The sequence below is a fragment of the Sessilibacter sp. MAH3 genome (assembly GCF_054658275.1).
On record NZ_BAAGIE010000004.1, the window covers coordinates 88,540 to 113,238 of the forward strand.

The 24,699-nt window shown below is 43.1% G+C and carries 20 protein-coding genes; 10 read left to right on the forward strand and 10 right to left on the reverse strand.

Annotated features, from left to right (window positions below; all coding sequences use genetic code 11):
* Window positions 1-47: 47 nt before the first annotated feature.
* Window positions 48-1,433 carry an ATP-dependent RNA helicase DbpA gene (gene dbpA, locus ACYQ2C_RS04065; protein WP_460100147.1) on the reverse strand — a complete coding sequence of 462 codons (1,386 nt, stop codon included), beginning with the start codon at window positions 1,431-1,433 and terminating at the stop codon, window positions 48-50.
* A 951-nt stretch (window positions 1,434-2,384) separates the two neighbouring features.
* Between dbpA and pcaC the strand changes: the two genes are divergently transcribed.
* The 3 genes from pcaC (at window position 2,385) to ACYQ2C_RS04080 (ending at window position 4,339) form a co-directional block, all read left to right on the forward strand.
* Window positions 2,385-2,777, forward strand: coding sequence for a 4-carboxymuconolactone decarboxylase (gene pcaC / locus ACYQ2C_RS04070; protein WP_460051013.1), 393 nt, complete (start codon window positions 2,385-2,387; stop codon window positions 2,775-2,777).
* A gap of 399 nt (window positions 2,778-3,176) precedes the next feature.
* A complete protein-coding gene (locus tag ACYQ2C_RS04075) occupies window positions 3,177-3,857 on the forward strand; it encodes a hypothetical protein (protein ID WP_460100005.1) in 681 nt (226 codons plus the stop codon).
* The gene (locus ACYQ2C_RS04080; RefSeq protein WP_460051017.1) at window positions 3,854-4,339 is read left to right on the forward strand and encodes a pilin; all 486 of its coding nucleotides are present in this window, start codon (window positions 3,854-3,856) and stop codon (window positions 4,337-4,339) included. The genes ACYQ2C_RS04075 and ACYQ2C_RS04080 overlap by 4 nt, the downstream gene beginning before the upstream one ends.
* Before the next feature lie 175 nt (window positions 4,340-4,514).
* Here the strand turns inward: ACYQ2C_RS04080 and ACYQ2C_RS04085 are convergent, their stop codons facing one another.
* Window positions 4,515-4,718 carry a hypothetical protein gene (locus tag ACYQ2C_RS04085; RefSeq protein ID WP_460100002.1) on the reverse strand — a complete coding sequence of 68 codons (204 nt, stop codon included), beginning with the start codon at window positions 4,716-4,718 and terminating at the stop codon, window positions 4,515-4,517.
* 14 nt (window positions 4,719-4,732) lie between these two features.
* Here ACYQ2C_RS04085 and ACYQ2C_RS04090 point away from each other — a divergent pair, with 14 nt between their 5' ends.
* Together ACYQ2C_RS04090 and ACYQ2C_RS04095 are read left to right on the forward strand one after the other, a co-directional pair.
* On the forward strand, window positions 4,733-6,316 hold the full coding sequence (locus ACYQ2C_RS04090; protein ID WP_460099998.1) for a peptide chain release factor 3: 1,584 nt from the start codon (window positions 4,733-4,735) through the stop codon (window positions 6,314-6,316).
* Between the two features lie 41 nt (window positions 6,317-6,357).
* Window positions 6,358-6,984, forward strand: a complete 627-nt coding sequence (locus ACYQ2C_RS04095) for a 1-acyl-sn-glycerol-3-phosphate acyltransferase (RefSeq protein ID WP_460099995.1) — start codon at window positions 6,358-6,360, stop codon at window positions 6,982-6,984.
* 218 nt (window positions 6,985-7,202) lie between these two features.
* On the opposite strand, the gene ACYQ2C_RS04100 is transcribed toward ACYQ2C_RS04095, so the two are convergent.
* The 4 genes from ACYQ2C_RS04100 to ACYQ2C_RS04115 form a co-directional block, all read right to left on the reverse strand.
* On the reverse strand, window positions 7,203-8,399 hold the full coding sequence (locus ACYQ2C_RS04100) for a hypothetical protein (RefSeq protein ID WP_460099992.1): 1,197 nt from the start codon (window positions 8,397-8,399) through the stop codon (window positions 7,203-7,205).
* Entirely contained in the window at window positions 8,392-8,877 is a 486-nt protein-coding gene (locus ACYQ2C_RS04105; RefSeq protein ID WP_460051025.1) for a hypothetical protein, read from the reverse strand. Before ACYQ2C_RS04105 ends, ACYQ2C_RS04100 begins: the two co-directional genes overlap by 8 nt.
* A gap of 91 nt (window positions 8,878-8,968) precedes the next feature.
* Window positions 8,969-11,845: a bifunctional diguanylate cyclase/phosphodiesterase gene (locus ACYQ2C_RS04110; RefSeq protein ID WP_460099989.1), complete on the reverse strand. Its 2,877-nt coding sequence runs from the start codon at window positions 11,843-11,845 to the stop codon at window positions 8,969-8,971.
* A 1,279-nt stretch (window positions 11,846-13,124) separates the two neighbouring features.
* Window positions 13,125-13,454, reverse strand: a complete 330-nt coding sequence (locus ACYQ2C_RS04115; RefSeq protein WP_460051029.1) for a DUF6482 family protein — start codon at window positions 13,452-13,454, stop codon at window positions 13,125-13,127.
* A gap of 186 nt (window positions 13,455-13,640) precedes the next feature.
* Here ACYQ2C_RS04115 and ACYQ2C_RS04120 point away from each other — a divergent pair, with 186 nt between their 5' ends.
* Window positions 13,641-13,850 carry a hypothetical protein gene (locus ACYQ2C_RS04120; RefSeq protein ID WP_460099986.1) on the forward strand — a complete coding sequence of 70 codons (210 nt, stop codon included), beginning with the start codon at window positions 13,641-13,643 and terminating at the stop codon, window positions 13,848-13,850.
* A gap of 41 nt (window positions 13,851-13,891) precedes the next feature.
* Here the strand turns inward: ACYQ2C_RS04120 and hisA are convergent, their stop codons facing one another.
* Window positions 13,892-14,653 carry a phosphoribosylformimino-5-aminoimidazole carboxamide ribotide isomerase gene (gene hisA / locus ACYQ2C_RS04125; protein ID WP_460099983.1) on the reverse strand — a complete coding sequence of 254 codons (762 nt, stop codon included), beginning with the start codon at window positions 14,651-14,653 and terminating at the stop codon, window positions 13,892-13,894.
* A gap of 172 nt (window positions 14,654-14,825) precedes the next feature.
* Here hisA and ACYQ2C_RS04130 point away from each other — a divergent pair, with 172 nt between their 5' ends.
* Window positions 14,826-15,236: a TraR/DksA family transcriptional regulator gene (locus ACYQ2C_RS04130; RefSeq protein ID WP_460051035.1), complete on the forward strand. Its 411-nt coding sequence runs from the start codon at window positions 14,826-14,828 to the stop codon at window positions 15,234-15,236.
* Window positions 15,237-15,384: 148 nt separating this feature from the next.
* Here the strand turns inward: ACYQ2C_RS04130 and purK are convergent, their stop codons facing one another.
* Both purK and purE read right to left on the reverse strand, forming a co-directional pair.
* Window positions 15,385-16,467: a 5-(carboxyamino)imidazole ribonucleotide synthase gene (purK, locus tag ACYQ2C_RS04135; RefSeq protein ID WP_460099979.1), complete on the reverse strand. Its 1,083-nt coding sequence runs from the start codon at window positions 16,465-16,467 to the stop codon at window positions 15,385-15,387.
* 22 nt (window positions 16,468-16,489) lie between these two features.
* The gene (purE, locus tag ACYQ2C_RS04140) at window positions 16,490-16,975 is read right to left on the reverse strand and encodes a 5-(carboxyamino)imidazole ribonucleotide mutase (protein WP_460051039.1); all 486 of its coding nucleotides are present in this window, start codon (window positions 16,973-16,975) and stop codon (window positions 16,490-16,492) included.
* 414 nt (window positions 16,976-17,389) lie between these two features.
* On the opposite strand from purE, the gene pgm reads away from it, so the two are divergent.
* On the forward strand, window positions 17,390-19,033 hold the full coding sequence (pgm, locus tag ACYQ2C_RS04145) for a phosphoglucomutase (alpha-D-glucose-1,6-bisphosphate-dependent) (RefSeq protein WP_460099976.1): 1,644 nt from the start codon (window positions 17,390-17,392) through the stop codon (window positions 19,031-19,033).
* A 411-nt stretch (window positions 19,034-19,444) separates the two neighbouring features.
* Window positions 19,445-20,977, forward strand: coding sequence for a sensor domain-containing diguanylate cyclase (locus ACYQ2C_RS04150; RefSeq protein WP_460099972.1), 1,533 nt, complete (start codon window positions 19,445-19,447; stop codon window positions 20,975-20,977).
* Between the two features lie 211 nt (window positions 20,978-21,188).
* Here the strand turns inward: ACYQ2C_RS04150 and pepQ are convergent, their stop codons facing one another.
* Complete coding sequence (gene pepQ, locus ACYQ2C_RS04155) at window positions 21,189-22,547, reverse strand: Xaa-Pro dipeptidase (protein WP_460099969.1); 1,359 nt, start codon at window positions 22,545-22,547, stop codon at window positions 21,189-21,191.
* Window positions 22,548-22,985: 438 nt separating this feature from the next.
* On the opposite strand from pepQ, the gene putP reads away from it, so the two are divergent.
* The gene (gene putP, locus ACYQ2C_RS04160) at window positions 22,986-24,494 is read left to right on the forward strand and encodes a sodium/proline symporter PutP (RefSeq protein ID WP_460099966.1); all 1,509 of its coding nucleotides are present in this window, start codon (window positions 22,986-22,988) and stop codon (window positions 24,492-24,494) included.
* Window positions 24,495-24,699 lie beyond the last annotated feature (205 nt).

The window sequence follows — 24,699 nt, forward strand, 5'->3', positions numbered from 1 at the left end:
CGGTTAAAGGTAAAGAAAACTCTGAGTTATTCAGAGTTTTCTTTCGATTAAATGGCGCGCACTCGAAAGTTTTTACCTTTCATTTTTTCATTCGAAATTTTCTTAAGAGCAGCTTTTACAACCTTGGATTCAACAGCAACATAAGCTCTAACATCAAATACCTGAATTTTGCCGATTTGATCACCTTTAATTCCCGTTTCACCGGTTAAACCACCAACAATATCGCCTGGGCGCAATTTTTGTTTTTTACCTCCGTCGATTTGCAGGGTTGTCATCTTAGGTGTTTTAGGTGTGCGCTCAAGAACGCTCACATTGGGTAATTCAAGTATTTTAATGGCTTGTTTTTGGTATTCTTCAATATTAACAATACGGCCCAGATCTTTATCGCAATAAATGGAATACGCCATACCCTTATTGCCCGCGCGGCCTGTTCGGCCAATGCGATGAACGTGAACCTCGGCATCTGGAGTTAAATCGTAATTAAACACGGCTTCTAAATCATTAATATCCAAGCCGCGTGCCGCCACATCGGTTGCTACTAATATAAGCGCACTTTTGTTCGCAAATTTCACCAAGGTTTCATTGCGATCGCGTTGCTCTAAATCACCGTGCAGAGCAATGGCGCTAAAGCCAAATTGTTTAAGCTGCGAAGTAACATCTTGTACGGTTTTTTTGGTGTTGCAAAAAACAATGGCAGATTCCGGTTGGTTTGCAAGTAATAAAAGCCTCAGCGCGTCGATGCGTTGTTCGTTATTCTCAACACGGTAAAACGACTGATTAATGGTATTTTCAGCAGTGACAGACTCCACTTTTACGTATTCTGGAGCATTCATTATCTTAGCGGTAATACTGTTAATCTGGTCTGGAAAGGTGGCGCTAAACAGCAAGGTTTGTCGTATCGCAGGGCAATAGCTAAAGATTTTATCTAAGGAATCCTGAAAGCCCATTTCGAGCATACGATCGGCTTCATCCAAAACTAGGGTTTCTAAATCGTCTAAATTCAATCGCTCTTTCGATAAGTGATCTTCTATGCGCCCCGGTGTACCCACAATGATATGGGCTCCATGCTCCAGCGAGCTAATTTGCGGGCCCATGGGCATACCACCGCATAAGGTAAGCACCTTAATGTTGTGAATGCCGCGCGCTAGGTCGCGGATATCTTTAGCCACTTGATCGGCAAGTTCTCTGGTTGGACACAACACCAGCGATTGCACGCGAAACTTCTTAACATTAAGTTTATTTAACAAACCCAAACCAAACGCCGCAGTTTTACCCGAGCCTGTTTTAGCCTGAGCAATCACATCTTTACCATCAATAATGAGTGGCAAACTTTGCGCTTGAATTGGCGTCATTTGCTTAAAACCAAGTGTCGCCAAGTTGTCACTTAGTGCTGCTTTTAAGTTAAGCGTAGAAAATTGAAGAGTAGACAAAATAAATCCAGATAATAAGCTTGAAGTTGCTCTATTGTAGCAGGAACCGTTAGCTAAAGCAGGATAAAATCTGGCGTGAGGTCAGAAAAACGCTGACCTGTTAAAAGGTCTGCAAAACGACCGTTATACAGCGCGGGGCGATTTTTGACCAAAATCTACTGTCTGCAAACTCGCGATAAATTCCAATAGAAATTAGAATTAGAATCTAAAAAATTCAGAAAAATATCGCATTAGAAAATACCTGCAATATTGAGTGCTGCTGATATACGCTTCGTTAATAAAATCAACGAATATTTTATAAAAATAACATAAATACAGAGTTTTAAATTTACTGATAAAAAATATCATTAATAAAAATTGTCTAAGCCAAAAAATACCAACTCCACGAATAATATTTTTTGTTAATTTAAACGGCAGTTGCAACCTCAGTTAGTTGAAGAACCTACAAAGACTTAATTGTTTTGGTATGAGAGGTTAAGTCGAAAGAGATTGCTAGTGGAAACCATAGGAAACTCTGATTAACCTAGAGTTTTCAGCGACACAAAGATATATCGCCAATCTTAAGAGCTGTAAGTAATTGGGATTGTTAAAAAATTAGAGGCCGCATTTTTAATTTCTGTACTCTGAATAAGTCATGGGTGAATTAATCAAGGGTTCCTATAGATAATAGATTATATTTTTAATTGGACGTGAAATATATATTTCAACCTTGCGTCTTTGGCAATAAAAAACGCGATTAAGCGATTAATTGTTAGATAAGTACTTTATAATTTATGTGTGTTGCGTAAGTTCCCATTTTCTGATAATCCTATCTGCCATCTTATTAATGGCCTAGCGGCGTAATTTAAATCTTTACTCATAGTTGTAGTATTATGTTAGATGGGTAAGATTCTTTTTGAATGCGGTACGTAAAATTTACATAACGGTTATCTTTAAAATTACGGTGGTGAGTAAATGACAGTAGAAAATGAAAAATATCAAAAAGGTTTAAAAGTTCGACGTGAAGTTATGGGCGATGCGTATGTTGATAAAGCATTAAATGCTGCCACGGAATTCACTAAACCTTTGCAAGAGTTGGTAACCGCCAATGCCTGGGGTGAGGTTTGGGTGCGTGATGGTTTGAGTAAGCAAACGCGAAGCCTAATTACTATCGCCACCTTAGCGGCCTTAAAAGCTTCTACCGAATTAAAAGGCCATGTACGCGGGGCTCTTCGAAACGGCTGTACGGTTGAAGAAATTCAAGAGGTGTTATTGCACTCAGCTGTGTATTGCGGCATGCCATCGGGCATTGAAGCTTTTCGCTCGGCTAAAGAAGCTATTGAAGAGTGGCAGGCCGAGAATAAATAAATTTTCAACTATCACTTCCTCTGCTTAGCTTGACCTTTATCTGAATTTTTAAGAAGAGTTGTGTATTTTTCTGATTTTCGTTAGAGAAAATTCTTTAATGCGGTGAGATATATTAGTTAAAGCTAACACCTGTTGGTGGTTGATTAATTGAAAATAAAAAAATAGAGGTAAACTTTTAGGTTTCGCCTTTATAAGAATACTTTCGGGTTTTTCTTTTATGGTAAATACGCTAAGGAATGGAATTTGATGAGCTGGTCTCGATTTAGGTACATATGCAGAAAAGCCTTGTCTGAGTGCAACGAGAACGAGTCGATAAAAGCTCGTTTAGAGCGTATTGAAAGTGAGCCCGAGGGGAGTTTATACGGAGAGCCAGTTAAGCTGTCTAGCTTAGCTGGGCGCTTGTTAAATGGTGTTATTAACATTGAGGACGAAGATCAAGCTCGTAAGGCCGTTCTGATCTACAAAAATCTACGGTTGGATGATGTTCAAGTTCAAATGAGTAGATTTAGAAGAGTGTTCGCTTATCTGGTTGTCGTTATTGCTGTTTTCTATTTGGTATTAGGTATCTACCGAACGAAAATTATACCTACTTTTTTAGAATCTTATGAAGTTTTTGAGGCCTCAGCGCCGGAGTTTATTTTATCATTTTTAAGTTATAGCGCTAATCTTTCTGCTTTATTGATAATGCTACTATTGTTGGTTCTATTTGTATTTATTGTAATTAATAAGTTGTTTAAATTTGAAAGATATATCGAAGATGGTTTGGTATTTAAATATCTTTTGTCAGCAAAAATAAAGCAACCTTACCGTAATTTAATTGAAATTATTCAATTTCCTGTTGAGCTTAATTCCAGTGGCGGCGTGCTTGGGTCGCATCTAGGTAACGTGTATTCTGGCAAAATGGATTTACTCACAGAAATGCAAGAGTTGATCAATCTTGAAATGGCTAAGCTCGTGGCTGCTTGCAATTTGCAGTTAAAAGCCATTGCAACCGTTATGGGCGTTGTAATTACGGTTTGTGTTTTCTTTTTACTTTACAGCGTCTATATACCTCTATTTGCTGCGGGAGAAATGGTATGAAAAAAGCCAAAGGTTTTACGTTAATCGAATTGATGATTGTGGTGGCTATTATCGGGATTCTTGCATCTGTATCTTTGCCCGCGTATCAAAAGTACGTTCATCGCAGTGAGGTGGTTGACGCAATCAGTTTAGGCTCAGAGATCAGAGGCAATGTTACTGAGTACTACAGGGATATTTTGGCATTTCCAAAAAATAATGCCGATTCTGGCGTGCCAGAGCCACAGTTTTTAATCGGTAATCGGGTTACATCCGTCACAGTTGAAGATGGTGCAGTTCATGTCACCATGGGCAACAAAGCCTCTCAACCCTTGCAAGGTAAAACACTTACATTTCGTCCGGCGGTTGTAATCGGTAGTCCTACCAGCCCAATTGCATGGCTGTGTGGTTACGATGAACCGGTGGAAGGTATGCAGGCGATTGGCGAAAATAAAACTGATGTTGATCAAGAATTTTTGCCACGTTCATGTCGGGGTTATTTGTGAGTCACGAGCTTATTATCAAATTTATTACCTACAATTTATAGGAACCTCTGATTAACTCATCCTTGATTTAATCAGAGGGCAGAAATTGAAAATGTGATTTCCAATTTCTTCACAATTTCAATCACTGCCGTTCTTGAAATTGGCGACACATCCTTGTGTCGCGAGAAACTCTAGGTTAGTCAGAGTTTCCTATAGAATCACTTTTCAGAATCATTTGTTGGCATTGATCGGAGCTTACGCTGGTTTCGATCACTGAAAACAACTTCATAGCCGCCAAATTAGCATTCCATAAGTACCATGTGTTGGCTATTGTTGGGTATAATGCGGCGCTTTTTACGCAGGTGTTCCAATAACGGCGTCTGCGATCTATTTCGAACATTCAAGGCTTCTAGCATGTCCGGCAGTCAGTTAACTTCCGAGATCAACAAACGTCGTACGTTTGCGATCATTTCTCACCCGGATGCGGGTAAAACCACCATTACCGAAAAGTTGTTGTTATTCGGAAATGCCATTCAGCTTGCCGGTTCTGTAAAGGGTAAGAAAGGCCCTCACGCCAAGTCTGACTGGATGACCATGGAGCAAGAGCGGGGTATTTCGGTGACCTCATCGGTGATGCAGTTTCCGTATAAAGGCCGCACGGTTAATCTACTGGATACACCCGGACACGAAGATTTCTCGGAAGATACCTATCGCACCTTAACGGCTGTGGATTCGGTTTTGATGGTTATTGACGGCGCCAAGGGTGTTGAAGACCGAACCATCAAACTGATGGACGTGTGTCGTCTGCGTGATACGCCAATTCTTTCTTTCATTAACAAAATGGACCGCGACATTCGCGATCCGGTTGATGTTTTGGATGAAATAGAAAATGTGTTGAAGATTGCCGCTGCACCTATCAACTGGCCGTTGGGCATGGGTAAACAGTTTAAAGGAGTTTATAACCTCTATACCGATACCATTCATGTGTTTCAGGCGGGTATGGGCCACACTATCAACGACGATTTGCAAATCCAAGGTATTGATTCGAAAGAGTTTGATGCCCTCATGGGGCCTTACGCCGATGATGCGCGTGAAGAAATCGAGCTAGTGCGTGGTGCAACTCACCGTTTCGACATTGATGAATATCTCGCCGGCAGAATGACGCCGGTGTATTTCGGTACAGCTTTGGGTAACTTTGGTGTTCGCGAAATGCTCGATGGCTTTGTTGAATGGGCGCCAAAACCGTTGGCGCGTCAGACCGAGCAGAGAGAGGTTGACCCTTTTGAAGACAAGTTTTCTGGATTTGTTTTTAAAATTCAGGCAAACATGGACCCTAAACACCGTGACCGTATTGCATTTATGCGTATTTGCTCGGGTGCCTACACCCAAGGCATGAAAATGCGTCATGTTCGAATCGGTAAAGACGTTAAAATTGCCGATGCGGTGACGTTTTTAGCCGGTGATCGTTCTGCGGTAGAAGAGGCGGTTTCGGGCGATATTATCGGTTTACACAACCACGGTACTATTCAAATTGGCGATACCTTCACCCAGGGTGAAGATTTAAAATATCGGGGTATTCCGCATTTTGCGCCGGAATTGTTCCGTCGTATTCGGTTGAAAGATCCTCTCAAAACTAAGGCGTTGCAAAAAGGTTTGCAGCAACTGTCTGAAGAGGGCTCAACGCAGGTGTTCTTCCCAATCAACAATAACGACATCGTGGTTGGTGCTGTGGGTGTACTTCAATTCGAGGTGGTTGCTTATCGCTTGAAGGACGAATACAAGGTTGAAGCGATTTACGAACCGGTAAGTGTGCAAACTGCGCGTTGGATTGATGCCGAAGATCAGAAATACATTGCTGAAATTCGTAATAAAGCCAGTGATAATATTGCCATTGACGGTGGTGGTCATTTAACCTATTTAGCGCCAACACGCGTTAATTTATCATTGGCCCAAGAGCGACATCCCAAGGTTCGATTTAGAGCAACACGCGAGCACTAAGACTCGGCGATTTCTCTTAAGATTAGATTGAGTAGTAACGAATGGATTTACAGGCACTTAAACAGAGTGAACCGAAACCCGTTGAGTTAGTAGTAACGCCAGAATATATGCCTAGAGCGGGTAATCATTTTACCCGCTGGCTTGGGGCAAAAGTTTTGGCGTTAATGGGCTGGAAAATCCGCGGTGATATTCCCAATTACAAAAAAATAATCATTGCTGGTGCGCCACATACTTCTAATTGGGACTTTATTGTCGCGATGTTTTTAGTGCTTGGTGTGGGTGTTAAATTTTCATACCTCATGAAAAAAGAGGCGTTTTTCTGGCCTTTCAAAGGCTTATTTATGCGTTTAGGTGGTATTCCTATTGATCGCAAAAAAGACGCTAAGGTTATTAGCCAAGTAAGTGATTGGTTTAAGAAAAACGAACGCTGCTGGGTTGCGATTACGCCAGAAGGAACACGAGCCAAGGTAGAGCGCTATAAAACCGGTTTTTTACGATTAGCCTACGAGTTAGAAGTACCGCTTTTATTGGTCGCCTGGGATTATCCCAGTAAAACATTTAACTTTATTGGAATCGCCAACTTAAGCGGCGATTTAGATGAAGATTTGATAAGTATTCAGTCGTTGTATAACGAGCATTTTACTGGTCGTAATCCTCATTTTCAGTAAGAAATTAGAATTACCGCTGCGTCTTTCCGCAACTGTAATTGCACTTTATTTCTTGAAAATAATAGCGGATAAAAACCGTTAGTTTGCACCGATAAAATGTTGTGTAGTGATGGGTTAATCTACGGATTTTTGAGTGCCAAAATTCAAAGCGCGATACTGTGATAGCTGTAAATTGCTTAGGGCTTAGTCTGGTTAATTAGGGTGAAATCACACGCAGCTTAAAAGCGAGCTGAAACTGACATCAAATATAAATTCCAGAATTTTTGAACATCGTGATCTGGATTTTCTAGAAGCGACAACCAGCCAGCGCCTTCAATATTGTGATATTCAGCACTTACCAGCCAAGTATTGTTTATATCCCAGCGAGCACCCACAGCAAAATCTTTAGAAAAGCGTGTGGTTGCTTCAAACCCGGTTACTTCTGCAAACTTCTCGCCTTTAATATCTTTGTCGTCGCGAATTAAATTATCGAAACGCGTAAAAAAGCTGAATTGATTATTCAATCGATATTGCACTTGCAGATAATAGCTAGAGCCTGTGACTTCATTATTAACAGCCGAACCAAAACCCTTTAAATAGGATTTTCTGCGAATATACTCGGCCGCGTATGTAATTTTTTCGGATTGATATTGCGCCGATAAAATAATGGGACGAAAACTAAATTCACCGTTTGACAGTACTGGGTCGCCGCGTTCTTTGTAGGCAATGTCTAACTCGGCGGCTGTAATGCCGAATTTCAAGCGGCCGAAATCGTAATCGTAGAGAATTCTTCCAATCCAGCTGGCCGAGCCATCAAAGCGACCCGGACGAGCCTGAGAGAATACGGTTGGTTCTAAATCTGGATCTTCGGCTCTGGGTTCGGAGATAACAAGCTGAGTAGAAAGCTCGTGTTGACCACGGAAAAAATCGTTATAAAAAGAAATTCCGTCAGAAGAGAGCGCGAGATTTCTTAGTGTGTCGAAATACACCGACTGCGGCAAAATAATACTTGGGCGAGTTGCTGCTACATCTCGGGTTTCATTATACAGGCCAGATGCCTGAACAACACGACCAACGCGAAAACCGGCTGAGGTCCAATCATTTTTAAAATACTGATAGTCTAAAAATGCGTAATCGAAGCGCGGGTCGCCGTCGTCGGTTTTACCAGCATCGCGAGCAACCAGTTGCGCCGAAAACGACAGAGATTCGTTGATTTTCCAAAGTGCGTTACCACCAACTTCAAAAAATTCAAAACTGCCCGATTCGCTATCACCGAAAAACTGGTTATCGGAGGAGTGAACAAAGTTTTGGGTCGCAAAGCCGTGGAAAGCAATATTGCCAGGCATGAGACTGCCTTCGTCGGCTAAGGTGATAGCGGATGATGACAGGCACAACAGTGCGATGACAGGTTTTTTGGATTTTTGGATTTTAGTCATTATTGACCACCAAAACTTTGACTTCATCCGTTAGGTATTCGTGTTGAATATAGCCAATTGCGTTTGTGGTATTAGCTATGGCGTCTATCATCTCTTGTTCAGTGTTAAGGCGAGTTGGATATTGTCCGATACCGGAGAACACTCGGCGGTCCCAAATTCTGCGTAGATTATAAGGAAACGTATTTAAAATTTGTTTGGTGAAGCGCACATGTGTGGGATTATTATCGGAGAAAACAAACACTTTTATGGTTTCACCGCTTGGCCACACACGTTGCCGCATCGCGAAAATCGAACGCACATCCACCGTCGATAAACTTTCAGTATCGACATCTTTATTCGCAATGATGGTAATTCTATTAGGGTGAAGGTCGCCGTCATCAGCTGCGTTTTCTTCGTCTAGGCTTTGAGCTAAGCTTAAATTAGCCATAGCCGAAAGCATAAATCCTAATAGAAAGGTTCGAAAAATAAGTTTTTTCACATTCAACCTAAACACATTGCCTGCATACAACGTGTGAGCAATTTTGAATAACAATGAATAAAAATAAAACATGTCTTCGCGGCCATTAATTTTATTGTTTGAGGGGCTCTGCGAGAGATTCCAGCGTAACGTCTAGCGGTTGTGGTTTACCTATTTGGTAACCCTGAGCGTAATTTACACCCATGGCTGAAAGTAGTGCTAACGAGTATTGGTCTTCAACAAATTCGGCAATGGTTTTTTTGCCGAGGCCTTGGGCAACATCATTAATGGCTTTTACAAACAATCGGTCTTCCATATTGCTTGAAAGTTTGCGAACAAATGAACCATCAATTTTTACGTAATCTACAGGCAGTTGGCGCAGGTAATACCAAGACGAGAAACCAACGCCGAAGTCGTCAATGGCAAAACGATAGCCAAGTTTTTTGAAGCGCTCGATTTCTTGCGCTGCGGCATCAACATCTTCAAGTGCCGAGGTTTCGGTAAGTTCAAATAATAATTTAGAACGCTCAAGAGGCGAGCTTTTTACGCACTGCTCGACAAGGTTGATAAATTGTTTATTGCTCAGTGCGGGGGCTGATAAGTTGACCGAAAGACTGATATCGGGATCGTATTGATGAAAAGCTCTTAACGCCTTCACTGCCAGTCGCACAATATGCACGTCAATTTCGTAAATTAATCCGGTTTGCTCGGCGACGGGAATAAAGGTTATTGGCGGAATAATCTTGCCCGAGTCGTCGATCATTCTCACTAAAGATTCGTAATGGGAAATATAGCCGCTGCGAATATCTAAAATAGGTTGGAAATACAAGACAAAGCGATCATTTTCTAGCGCGTGTTCGATTTGTTGTTTCCAGTTAATGCGATGATAAAGCTCTTCTTTATCTTGGGTTTGGCTGGAGTAGAGTTCCCAATTACTGCGCGCATTTGAAGTTGCTTTTGCGCGATACATCGCAAGGTCGGCGTTGGCCATTAATTCATCGGCGGCTTTACCGTGGTCTGGGAATACCGCAATGCCCATACTTAAGCTGATGCGATGTGTGGAACCGTTGTTGGAAATTTTGGTGTGCTTAATGGCATCGCAAAAATCTTCGGCAAATTTAATGGCGCAAGGACTGCCGCACTCTTCCAATAAAATCGCAAACTCATCGCCGCCAAGACGAGCAATAATGTCTCTGGGATTGGCGCTGCTTTTGAGTTTTTTGGCGATTTCGCGTAACAACTGATCACCCATTGGGTGACCGCTGGTATCGTTTACGGCTTTAAATTGATCGATATCGAAAAATATTAATGCGCCCGCTTTGTTGTTGCGATTGGCGTATTTAAGAACACGTTCGAATTCTTTTTGGAAACGTCTGCGGTTGAACAGTTCGGTGAGAGGGTCGTGGTCGGCGAGCCAAGCGAGGTTTTTCTCTGCAATTTTTCGAGCAGTTAAATCCAAACCAACCGAGAGAATTAAATCGCCTTCAGAAAGTGATTTAGGCAACACGCTGTGGAACCACTCCATATGCAACGGATTACCGTGCATATCAACAAAATCTAGCTCATGTCGGAATTCGGTTAGGGTGCCGTTATTAAGCTTTTCTAAGCCATCAAAGAATTTAACCTTATCTTCGTCTTCCAATTGATTGACGAATTTAAAGTCTTTTTCACTCTCTTCGTCGAAATCGATAATGCGTTTGCCTTCGGAGTTTAATAGCTTGATGTTGCTGTTGTAGTCTTGGGTCAAAATGACAATATGAACGTTGTTCAGAAGGCTGGTAACAAAGTTCTTTTCTTGCAGTAATTCTTGGCTGCGATTTTTCAGTCGGGACGTTCTCGACTCAACCATCTTGTCGAGTTCTTCAAGAGTGTGAGAAAGAGAGATCGTGGAGTCGTACAGTTCGTGAATTTCGTTACGAATCACAGCCTTGCCAATGCTAGGCGTTAGCAGCTTGTTGATTTTACGGTGGGTATTGTTGGCCAATAAAGGCAACACCTGTGAAACTTTTTGCAGGCGTAGCATCGGCAACCAAAGCATTGCCAGCAGTACGGCCTCGGTTAAAATCAGGGCGATGGCCGAAGCGATAACTAAATACCGTAGTGTCGTATCTAGTCGATTCATTTCGGTAGTGACATTGTCAATCACTACCAGCTGGGCAATATTTTCATCGAGTGATGCCGTTAACGGAATAAAACTCACTTCGTAAAATTGCCAATTCCACTGACGAATATTGCGCTGATCTTTAACCTCGGCGAATTTTCGTTCTTTAGAGAGTTCTTTTAACACTTCGTAGGTCGTTGGCGCACCGGTTAAGGCGGCAAGATCGTAGCGCCAGCTGATTAACTGATGATCGGCACTTTCGGTTTGACGTTGATGGTCAACTAAAATGCCAATGTCTGCGTCGGTAATGGTTTGGAAGTACAACACCGCGTCGGCAAGTGAGCTCGATAAAATCATCAAACCAATAGAGCCGCGTTCTAAAATCACCGGAACAATGGCAACTTGAGTACAAATGGTTGGGCACCATACTTGGCTGACGGTTGCCTCTGTTGAACGAGCCGTTTCTAACCAATCTACCGGAAAGGTTTCTAGGCCAATTTCTTGGCCCCAATGGCCACTCACATTATTGCTTGGACTTAAAATGGTAATAGAGTCAACGCCCCAGTCGAAATTGAGCTGGTCCCAGTGGGTGGCGATGGTTTGAATTAAGGCTTGGGAGCGAGTGGTGTCTTTAATAAGGATGGCTTGGCCTTGCATATGGCCGGCCAGGCGCTGCAATTGCAGCTTGATGGTATCGAGTGATGCTGAGACCGCTTTTTGACGGTCGAAGAAAACCCTTTCGCGTTCGCTTTCGAACGTTTGTTCGAGGTTGGAACGGCCATTAATTGTGAGCAGGCCAAAACTGAAGATGAGTACTAGGCTCACGCTAATAACGGCTTGCCATTTTAAGCTTAGAAAGCTCTTGGCTGGGCTGATTGAGTCGGTCACGGGCTTCGATTCTGCAGGTTAGCGCATCACTTGCGCAGCGATTATATCCATTTAGCGATCGAGGATGGTTATTAAATAATAAAAAATTTGATTTAGCGACCTTTAGTTATAAAAAAAGCCACTTATCCATATTTTCTACTTAGATATAAGATCGAGCTCTCAGAAACATTACAAAAAATATGGGTATATCTTTGATGTTTCATGATTTTGCCTAGTGAAGACGAGCCCTGTCTATAATTCCTCGATACCTGCTATTTCCTTGGTTTTGCGGTTAGACGCCACTTTGCTGGCTTTACTAACCTTATGTATCTCTCGGTCGAGAGATATTTAAGTCGTCTGTCAGTAGCTTAATGCTGCTCAGAGACTTTGGGATGTTATTACATCTATATATTAACAGCCCAGTGTTAACCTTTTACAGAGGATGACTTCCATTTATTTCGGCGGTTTGTGCGTAATCAAAACAGTGTATCTATGCTTCGGCTGGTAAGCGCTTTAATACACTTCATTAGGTGAATATTTTGTACGAAAAATGATTACTCTAGACTTGTCTGTATTAGTTTTACCTGATTTAAAAAACGCAAAACCTATTTATTAGCTGCCAATATAAGATTTTTAATTGTTACGCTTTAATATCATTCACGCCAAAACTGGCGGTCAGATAGTCACGTTTTTATAAGTTTTTATCATGGATTTCTAAATTTAACGCTAATAAATCGAGGTTTAAAAACTACAACAAAAAATTTGTAGTGTCGCCTAGTAGAAATAGCTATAAACAAGATCAAGAATTGGCTTGCTAATCGAAATTTGAGTTGGTTTTACGCACTAAAGTCGGATCTTGAATCTTCTTTCGTATTTTATCGAGAAAAACAGATTTACCTACAGCTTGTGCAAACAAATAAAAATAAAGGCGCTAAAATCATTAACCGAATAATTTAAATCGTTATTTGGATAAATTGCCGAAAGACAACAGAAAGACATTGATGGAAAGACATCAATAGACAATGAATGAGTTGCTGTTAAGCAAAACCTTAATTAGAGGTCGGTAAGTTTTCGGTCTGGTTTACAGAAAAAACCTTGTGATTTATCTGCAATTTAAGCAGCGGCGAAAATCGGAAAGGCGATTTTCGATTTCTTCACAATTTCAATGACTTACCGTTCTAGAAACCGGCGGAAAATCCTTGTATGGCTGGCAACTCTGGGTTAACCAGAGTTGATGATTTTAGAGTTGTGATTAGCGTTGTGAATAACGGCCGGTGAGTCGTTGTGTTTTGCTGCACTGTTACCACTCTTGTAGCTCGTCGTAATGCGCTTTGTTCCAGTGTAGAGAAATTTGCATAGGTTCTACGGCGACTTCTTCTAAACCAATCATTTCACCGTAGGTTGCGGTCTGTACCAAAAAAGCGTTATCGAGATTTTGTTGGTATTGTTTAAACAATTGTCGGGCTGATTCCGTGTTGTAAAATCGGGCGGTTCGACCGTTGTTATCGGACAGTGAGAAGAACTCTTCACCCACCAGTACTTCAATCGTATAAAGAAAGTTTCCATGACTGTGAACAATAATTTTATCGACGCTTTTTGTGGCTAAATCACGGATTGAAAATCGTCTCACAACAAATATCTCCACCGACAAACATAATTTAAACCGCAGAGTTGCTCGATGCTAAAAAAGCGGGAGTCTGCGATCTATTCAATAATTGATGAGCCTTTTCAGCAAGAACTGCTTGATGCGGTTCTTTATTAGGCTGTTCATGCATGCTCTAAAGTCATTGAGTTTTTACGGCAGGCACGATTTCTTATGTTACTCGGTAGCCAGTACGTAGGTAACGAGATTTCGGATGTAAGAATATTGCCGGAAACTCCAGCTAACCCAGAGCTTCCGGCAATAAAAGAATGTGTTGCGATTTCAAAAATGGTAAGTGCGAGAAAGGTAAGTGACCGCAATCGTGAAGAGCTTGTAAATCGCATTGCTGGCTTATGTTCTCTGATTAAATCACAGACGTATTAATCTAGGTCTGTTGGTGTATCACCGTTTGGTAATACACAACGCTATTGGTGTTGTAGATTCCAAGCCACGCAATCTAAAAATTTCGCACCGCTGCCGCCAAAAATATCCAGCGCGCTGCCAATGGTAAGATCGACTCGACCTTGAGACAGAGTAAAGACCTGTTCCAGATCTTCGATACTGCGCGCGCCTCCAGCATAGGTTACTGGGATAGGGCAGTGTTCACCTAAAAAGGCTACTAATTCTTGGTCAATGCCTTGTTGTAGGCCTTCCACATCCGCGGCGTGTATCAAGAACTCACTGCAATATTGCGATAACGTTTTTAGGCTATCTGCGGTAATTAATGTACTGGTGACGGTTTGCCAGCGATTGGTGGCGATGGCCCAGCCTTCAGAAACACGTCGGCAACTTAAATCCAATACCAACTGTTCAGCGCCGACCAACGTATTGAGTTTTTCTACGCGTTCCCAGCTCAGTTGGTCATTCTCAAACAAATAAGAAGTAACGATAACCTTGCTGGCACCAGCGCTGAGGTAATCTTCAGCGTTTTGAAGATTGATGCCGCCGCCGTATTGCAAACCTTTTTGCCAGGTCGATAAGGCAAGCTTCGCTTGTTCTTCGTTGCCTGGCCCAAGGCCAATAACGTGCCCACCTAATAGGTTGTGATCTTTATAAAGATTGGCGTAATAGGCTGCGTCGTATTCACTGACAAAATTCGTGGTCGCGCCTTCATCGTTCAAAGTGCCACCAACGATTTGTTTTACTTGTCCTTGGTGGAGGTCGATGCAAGGGCGAAACTGGGTCATGATTTAATCTCAATACGTAAACGCTAAAAAGGCGAATCTTATCAAAAATGGCATTTAAATCAGCAAAATTGCCGATATTTTGCGGCTTATTGTCATAGAACTGCCAAAACTTCGCTATATGCTTGCCGCCGATATTGATCGTTGTGATTGCTTTTGTTGACGGGAGAATTTGATGATTTCCGAGCGGCAGTTACTGGCTATGCCAGAAGAAGAGTACATGAACGAGGAGCAGTTAGCATTCTTTAGGAATTTGCTGCTGCAAAACAAAGCTGAAATAGAAGAGCAACTGGAAGGCATACGCACTCAGATTATTGGGCAAGAGCGCGAAGCCGACGAGTTGGATCGTGCATTAACCGAAGAAGAAAACCGGCAGCGCCTGCGCATGGCGGATCGGCAAACTAAGTTGATGCACAAGGTTGTTAAAACCTTGAAAAAGATCGAAGAGGGCGAGTACGGATACTGCAAAATCAGCGGTGAACCCATCGGTTTACGCCGCTTGCTGTTGCGACCGACGGCAGACTTGTGTGCCGAAGAAAAAGCGCGCCAAGAAAGCCGGGAAACACACTATATAAAACTTCGATAGTGAGTGTTTACACTCATTAGTTAGATTGATTTATAGGGTGTTAGCTCAGAATCACTGGTGCTTTAATCGCTTTTTCTAGCGCTGATAAAAATTGGGGTAGCGTCGATCAAGAGTTCATTCGAGCTTACTTGATCGACTTATCTTGTCATCAGATATTCTTGAGCACCCAGTCCAGACAAGGTGCATAATTCTCAGGAAGTAAGCCACGCAGCTCTTCTAAACTGGCGCGCAGTAGATTCTTGTCGCCGCTGCAAATATTGATGTGGCCGAGCTTTCTGCCGGGGCGATGAGATTTGCCATACCAATAAACTTCAGCTCCTTTAACACCCAACCAGCGCTCATCCCATTCGGTTCCAATCAAATTCACCATTACGCTAGGCGCTTTTATAGTTGCAGCCGTTAATGGTAGATCGGCAACTGCTCGAACATGATACTCAAACTGCGAAATACTGGCGCCCGCTTGGGTCCAGTGTCCGGTGTTGTGAACGCGTGGCGCTAGCTCGTTGACCATTAAAGTATCGCCAAGACGGAACAACTCGATTGCCAAAACCCCGACGTAATCGAGATGATCAAGTAGCGTTTTTAGCATGGTTTCGGCTGTGGCTTGTAGGTGTGACAAGCGTTCAGTAGGCGACACAGTGGCCATCAAAATACCATCGGTATTTAGATTTAGCGTGAGCGGATAGAAAAAACAGTCACCGTTTTTACCACGAACACCAATGATCGATACTTCTTCGTCAAAATCGATCGCGGCTTCGGCGATGGCTTGCTCGTGCCAGTCTTCGGGAATTTTCGAAGCTTCTGCTTGTTTCAACCAATGTTGTCCGCGTCCGTCGTATCCGCCGGTGCGTCTTTTCAGCAAAACGCGCGGGCCAAGTTGCTCATGCAGTGTTGCTTCGATCGTCGAGACTTCGACTTTTTGCCAAGGTGCTGTGCTGATTTTTAATTCGTCGAGCAGGCTTTTTTGGGAGGCGCGATCGGCCAAGGTTGAGAAGGTATTCTTATTTAAAAAATGCGGATGCTCGCTGAGTGCCTGAGTAACTGGAGTGTCCGGCCATTGCTCACGCTCGGCGGTAACTCGATCTAGAGGCTGAAGGTTTGGTAGCTCGGTAGCGTTAATATCGATGGGTTCGACCGTTAAATTTAACGGCATAGCGGCATGTTTTAGCATGGCGCCAAGCTGACCATCGCCTAAGACCCATATTTTTTGTGGTTTTACGTCATTTGTCATGGCGTTAATTGCTCTAAATTACTCAGGAACGAGGGTCTGGGTTATCGAGAATTTGTTGAGTTTGTTTGGCTCGGAAATCTTCAATGGCTTTGGCAAGTGCAGGATCGTGGTTGGCGAGAATTTGCGCTGCGAAAAGTCCGGCATTGAACGCTCCAGCAGTACCAATGGCGAGAGTGCCCACGGCAATACCTTTTGGCATTTGTACGATCGATAACAAACTGTCTTGGCCACTTAACGCTTTGCTTTGCACGGGAACACCCAATACTGGCAAGCGAGTTTTTGCGGCAATCATACCCGGGAGATGCGCAGCACCACCGGCGCCCGCGATAATTACTTCAATTCCTTTGTCGGCGGCAGATTCTGCAAATTGGAACATCTTATCGGGAGTTCTGTGTGCAGAAACCACTTCCACATGATGACCTACGCCAAGTTCGGTCAGTATTTCGCTGGCAGCTTGCATCGTTGGCCAGTCACTGCTTGAGCCCATTACAATTGCGACCTTTTCCATGGGTATTCCTCGACAAAGTAGATTGACGTTAACTTCCGACTCTCGGCCTATTACTAATTAGCCTATTACCAATTAATTAAATAGATACTCGATGTCGTCTGTAATAGTGAGGCCAAAATTTACGACCTAAAAAATGAGGGGGCGGATTATATAGATACAGTAAAGCAAACTAAACCATGACCGTTTATTTTCTGTACGTATTTGGAAAAGAAAGATGGTTATAGATCTAAAAGTAGCGTGCTTTTTGGTTGTATTTTGAGCTGTTTTGTTTGTTTTACTCGAACAATTTGTTGCAATAAATATCTCCAGTTCGTCACTATAAAAGAGGTAATTATGATAGGCTGGCTAAAATTTTGGCTTAGGCCCAATTTGGCTTAGTCCCAATCTAGGATTAACACTTCGCGGAAGGATACCATGGCATTACATCCTCTAGCGGGCAAACCCGCACCCAGTGACTCTCTTTGTAATATCCCTCATTTAGTTTCTTGTTATTACCGCAGCCAGCCCGATATCGAAAATAATCCCGCTCAGGCGGTGAGTTTCGGTACTTCTGGTCATCGCGGCAGTGCTCTTAAAACCACATTTAACGAACATCACATTATCGCTATTACCCAAGCTATTGCTGAATATCGTAAAGCGCAAGGTATTGATGGTCCAATCTACGTGGGTAAAGACACGCACGCCTTGTCCGAGCCGGCATTTATATCGGTTATTGAAGTTCTATGTGCCAACGGTATTACCGCACGAGTTCAATCCGGCGGTGGCTACACGCCAACGCCTGTGATTTCCCACGCGATTTTGACGCACAACGATACTCACACCAGCAAAGCCGATGGCATTGTTATCACGCCTTCTCACAATCCGCCCGAAGACGGTGGCATCAAATACAACCCACCGATGGGTGGCCCTGCGGATACCGACATCACCAATTGGGTCGCCAAGCGCGCTAACGAGTTGCTCAAAGCCAATTTGGCGGGCGTGGCGCGTATAACGGTTGCGGAGGCTCAAGGGCAGGGGCTTGTTGAAGAGTTCGACTACGTTGAGCACTATGTTAGTCAGCTTGATCAAGTGATCGACATGAAGGCCATTGCTGATGCCAACATAAAAATTGGTGTTGATCCAATGGGTGGCTCTGGCATTGCTTTCTGGCAGCCAATGGCTGAACGTTACGGATTAAACATCACCTTGGTCAATACCAAAGTTGATCCAAGTTTCAGTTTTATGCCGCTCGACAAAGACGGCAAAATCCGTATGGATTGCTCATCTCCGTGTGCCATGGCGAATCTATTGGCGTTGCAAGACGATTTTGATATCGCCGTTGGTAACGATCCAGATTATGACCGTCATGGCATTGTGTGTAAGGGTTTTGGATTAATGAACCCCAACGCCTATTTAGCCGTTGCCATCGAATATTTGATGAATCATCGCCCTAATTGGTCGCCTGAGTTGGGTTTTGGCAAAACCCTAGTATCTAGCGCCATTATCGATCGAGTGGTGAACGGTCAGCAGCGTCAACTTTGTGAAGTTCCGGTTGGCTTTAAATGGTACGTAGACGGTTTATTTAACGGTCAATTGGCTTTTGGTGGCGAAGAAAGCGCGGGCGCATCTTTCTTAAGAAAAGACGGAAAGGTTTGGAGTACCGATAAAGACGGAATTATTTTGGCGTTATTAGCCGCTGAGATACTAGCTGTTACCGGTAAGGATCCCGCTCAGCATTATCAAGCACTGACCGAAAAATTTGGTCAGCCTATCTACCGCCGCATTGACGTACCTGCCACTAAAGAGCAAAAGCAGCGGCTCAGTTCGCTCTCGGAAAACGACGTAAAGTCCAATCGTTTAGCCGGAGATACCATTACGCGAGTACTGACTAAAGCTCCGGGTAACAATGCAGACATCGGTGGCTTGAAGGTCGAAACCGAAAATGGTTGGTTTGCAGCCAGACCTTCTGGAACCGAAGACATCTACAAAATCTATCTTGAGAGCTTTGTCAGTGAAGAACATCTTACTGAGTTAGAAAAAGACGCTCAGGCATTGGTTGCTCAAGCGTTTTCGAGCTAATTACCCGTCTTAATAACCCTATCTTTCGCGCTTCTTTTTTGGAGGCACGTTATTTTAATAATCGATATAAGTTTGTTTGTTTTCTGGCATTACTCAATTTTTTTATAACAACTACCAAGTGATATCAGGTTCTATAAGAAACATTTTGTATCTACTACACAAGCTTGTTATAAGTACGTCTGTAATACTATTGGCATTAGATTATACAAAAATACTGAAAGTACTAACATTTTTGTGCCGCATGGGCTTTAATTAAAGTTCAATCACGCATTAGTAATCAGTGCGGGGTTTAAATACTTCATCGTTAAGCCTGATGAAGTTGATTGAACCTTTATTATTACGTTCATCTTTTGTTGCATGTTCATAGTTTCTAATTGTCTTAGGTAGTTCTTCAGGTTTCGCGCTCTCAAGATGGATTCGTACGTTGTTCGAAAAGTTGGAATCAGTGCTAATTTATTTTGGCTACTGTATTCTACCGCCCTGGTCATTTTGGCCGTTGCCAGCTCGCACGCCCTCGAACACGATACCTACGAAATTACCGTCATCTGGCCCGCCGGCGCCTTCTCAATGTGGTTGTTTATCCGCTATGGCCGCTTAGCGGTTTTTCCGGTTATTCTCGGGCAAGAGCTTTATCACATCATTGCCGGTTTGCCCTACGAACCTCTTTTCACCTGGATGACCCTCAATAATACCGCCGCTGCATGGCTGGGGGCGTTAGCCTATTTCTATCTTGGTGGCCGTTACTACAACGTCAGCAGTTTGCGATCAATATTGAGCTTAACCTTGGTTGCAACACCCGTTCAGAGCCTATTTTCAGCGCTGGTTGGTTGTGTGGCTTTGGCCACTGTTCGCTCTTTAGATTTATCTGAGTTGCAAGTGATCTTTGGTCGCTGGTTATTTTCCGATATCACCGGCAACGTCTTGTTCTGCCCGCTATTATTGGCGGTGTCGCAATCTAAAATTGCGGATTACACCGCCACTAAAGAGCGAGTACTGCCAGTAATCGTCGCGATTATTACGCTAGTATTTATGTGGTTTTTAATTCGCTCTGAATTATTTCAGTCTTTAGGCCAATACCCAGCAATTCTGCTGTCTTTACCGATTTGTCTTTGGTTAGGAATGCGCCGTAATACCGCTTTGGCAACCATTTGTCTGGTAATCGTTCTGACCGGATGCCTAGCCATGACGACATTGCTGGTGGTGGATTTTAACGACGGTGTTTTTGTTGCCTTGCAAATTTACGCAGCGATAATTATGGGCTCGTGCATGGTATTGCACTCCATGCGGTTGAGTCGTGACCAAGCCATCGCCGACTTGGATATGCAAAAACAGCACTTAGAGTTTGCCGTAGCGCGACGAACCGAAGAGCTGCAAAAGCAAGTCGAAGCCACCGAAGCATTGGCGGCAAAGTTAGAGCACCAAGCTTTATCGGATTACCTCACCGATTTACCCAACCGCCGTTGTTTCACCCAGCAAGTTAATAAAGAGTTACAACGCAGCGAACGCAGTGGCCAATCTTTAGCGATTTTATTGGTAGATATCGATCACTTTAAGCGCGTTAACGACGAGCACGGTCATTTAATTGGGGATGAAGTTTTAAAAGCGCTAGCCATTCAATTTGAAGAATTAGTGCGTCAAGGTACCGATATGGTGGGTCGCCTTGGTGGTGAAGAATTTGGATTTTTACTTCCCGATACCGATCGTGCTGGCGCTTTGCGCACGGCCGAGCGTATTCGTCGCTCCGTCGAAGAAACCCCCATTAATGCTAATGGTATTCAGTTATCTATGACGGTAAGTGTTGGCGTTGCTATTTCAATTCGTCGCAGAACCATTGAGCAGCTGTTGAACGAGGCAGACCGCGCCATGTATCGCGCTAAATACAACGGCCGTAACCGAGTGGAATACGGTTACAATCTCGAATCCGTAGAAGAATCTTCGCGATAAAGATCTATTGGAACCCCTGATTAACTCATCCATGATTTAATCAGAGAAAAGCATGACAATACGATTTCCAATTTCTTCACAATTTCAATGACTTACCCTTCCTGAAATTGCTTAAACAAACTCTTCACCAACCGATTATCACCACCTCAGAGTACAGTCGTTACTCTACCCTTTGATTGCCTGAGTTGCTTGGGTTCCAATCCAATTCACATTAAATGTTTGCAAACGCTGCGCGAGTCAGGTTCTGTGAACCGGTCTCGGTGACGGCGATATTGTCCTCAATGCGAATACCACCGTAGGGCAGCAGCTCATCCAGTAGCGACCAATTTACAAGTTTGGCGTTTGAGGTTGCTTTTACTTGCTCAAGCAGCATAGGAATAAAATAGATTCCGGGTTCTATGGTAAAAACCTGACCGGCCGCAATGGGTCGAGTTAACCGTAAAAAAGGATGCTCTTTTGGTGGTGGATTGGTTTCACCCTGATCGTTAGCTAGCCAGCCGCCTTTATCGTGAACCTGTAAGCCCAAAAAGTGGCCGAGACCGTGCGGAAAAAACGTAGAAGTAATATTGGTCGCCCAAGCTGCATCAACAGAAGCGTTTACCAAGCCTACATCCACTAAAATTTGCGCGATTTTTTGATGCGCACGCAGATGCAAATCACGATAGTTAACACCGGGTTTTATGTCATCAATGAGTGTTTTTTGCGCTTGATCTAAACTCGACAACATTCCCCGAAAACAATCGCGAGCCGCAGAACTTTGCACAGAAGGATATAGGTAGGTTCGGCTGATGTCGCTGTTGTAGCCCAAATAACAGGCGCCAGCATCAATCAGCATCGACAGCGGCTTTTGCGGAGCGGTTCTAGACCGATGAGTGTAGTGCAAAATCGCAGCATTTTCGTTGAGCGCGATGATGTTATCGTAAGGAAGTTCGTGGGCTTCAACAGCAATTGATTGCAGATAATCGAGATGAATTTGAAACTCGCTCTTACCTTGCTCAAATGAACGTAACGCTTGAGTATGTGCAACAGCACCCAGATCGCTTGCTTCTTTTATACAGGCAATTTCGTATTCGGTTTTAATCGCACAATGAAAATCAATGTAGTTTAAAACCGTACTTGGGTTTAATGAAAATAGCTCAAGTTGATTTAGCTGTTCAAAGACGTCGGGTGTTTTTTCAGAAATTACCGCGGTTTTTCCGGTTAAACCATTCAGCGATTGAATGACCTTTTGAGCTTCGTCGTACACTTCAATATCGAAAGCATCTTTCAGTACCGAATCATTGAATTCTGCCTGTTTATGCCAGAAGTCGCGAGATTGGCGAACCAGTAACTTTGGGCGGCCATCGGCAAGAATTAACCAGCAATCGGTGAATGCTTGCAACGGAGCAAAACGCGCTAGGTAAGGATTGATACGAAAAGGATAACTGGTATCGTCTCTGAACCGATAGCTCAAGCCGCCACCGTAAATCACCAAATTATCAAACTCACCAGAACTTAAAGCAGACTCTGCCATAGCCACTTGTGCGTTTACATGTGAAAGATAAAAATCCTTAAGTGAATCTGGAATCACAGATTTCTCCTTGAAAAAAGCGTAATCACCGGCGCTGTGAAATAATTTGTTTCGTAAACATCCAATTTTGTCCGTCATAATACGGTAAACTGAGCATCGTATTTAACGAATGAAGTAATCGATCCTGTAAAGCATCTGTTACTTAAAGGAAGCTTTGAATAATTCAAAATTTCATCAGTGACAACTGCATAATATTCTGAAGCCGGCATTTAAGCGTAATTAAATATCCGTTTGTAGAAAGTTGTTCAAAATGTTTGGGTACTTTTGAGTACCCCATTTTTTAATTTAATCAGAGTTTCCATCATAAAAATACAGCATTGTTCTAAATACAAAAAATAAAATAATTGATAAAAGCTTCGAGAGAATCAACGTCGTTTTAAATGCCCAATTAACGTGTGTCTTACCAGAGACAGATTTGCCAATGGAAACATCGAAACCGTGATTACAAATACGCTCAATACCTCAGATCAAATCAGTTTAATTATTACGTTTATTGTCTACCTAGTAGGTATGCTGTTAATTGGCTACTGGGCTTGGACAAAAACCGACAGCTCTGCCGATTATTTTTTAGGAGGTCGATCGCTATCACCTTGGCCTGCGGCACTGAGTGCCGGTGCATCCGATATGAGCGGTTGGTTGCTTTTAGGCCTACCCGGCTACGCCTATCTCTCGGGTTTAGAAGCATCTTGGATCGCCATTGGCCTTATCGTTGGTTCGTGGTTGAACTGGCGAATTCTTGCAAAACGTTTAAGAGTTTATTCAGAGCGCCTGGGCGATGCGATTACGCTGCCAGAATATTTTAGTAACCGCTTTCACGATACAAGTCGTTTGTTACAGTGGGTTTCGGCAATCTTTATTTTATTATTTTTCTTATTTTATACCAGTTCGGGCTTGGTCGCCGGTGGCAAATTATTTTCCACGGTTTTTGGTTTTAGTTATGAATGGGCGGTGATAATCGGTTGTTTGTGCATTGTTGGTTACACATTATTTGGCGGATTTCTTGCCGTCGCCTGGACCGATCTTGTCCAAGGATTATTAATGGCAGCGGCCTTAGCAGTAGTCCCCATTATTGTGTGGACCGATTTACCCGCAGGAAATATTTCTGACCACGTACATGCCATTAATCCCGAACTGCTCAATCCCTTTACCGATAATAAGGGAACACCTCTGACGTTTATTGCAATTGCATCACTACTTGCTTGGGGTTTAGGCTATTTTGGACAACCACATATATTAACGCGATTTGCGGCGGTAAGAACCGCAGCCGATATAAAACCCGCACGTAGAATTGCAATTGGCTGGACTTTTATCGCCTTGTTGTGTGCGCTATCGGTGGGCTTAGTGGGTCTTGTTTTCACCACCGAACAAGGCACTTCATTAGAAGACAGCGAAACTATTTTTATGGTTTTAGTCTCTGCGGTTTTTCATCCGGTTGTCGCTGGTATTTTACTGGCGGCCATTTTAGCTGCAATTATGAGTACCGCTGATTCACAACTGCTAGTTTCATCTTCGGCGTTTGCTAACGATCTTTACAAAGCACTCTGGCGTCGATCTGCGAGCCCTACCGAAGTACTTTGGGTCAGTCGTATTTCGGTACTGGCTATTTCGGTGATTGCAACGTCTCTTGCATTAGTTCCGGGTAGTTCTGTACTTGGCTTGGTTTCCTATGCTTGGGCGGGGTTTGGTGCGGCGTTTGGCCCGGCTTTATTAATTAGCCTGTACTGGAAAGAAATGAGTAAATACGGCGCGCTGGCTGGTATTGTTGTAGGCGGTGTGGTTGTTGTTCTCTGGAAACAGGTCAGTGGTGGAATTTTTGATTTGTACGAAATCGTACCAGGCTTTGTGCTTTCATCATTAGCAATTGTGGTTGTTTCTAAAATGACTCCGCCGCATCCAGATGTTGCCGATAATCATCAAGAAATTCATCAAACCATCGAAAAAGGCTAGATAACATCTCTGCAATCCACCGATTAATCTTTGTTGACTTAATCGGTGGACCATCTTGAAATTACAATTTGTAATTTCAAGATGGTTTCTCACCCATTTCAATTATTCATCGAAATTAAAATCACTTTCTGTGTGGCACCACTCGCCGGTGAATACGAGTTTCTCCAAGTAAAACCACGGTAAGAAGAATAACAGCAAGAAAAGC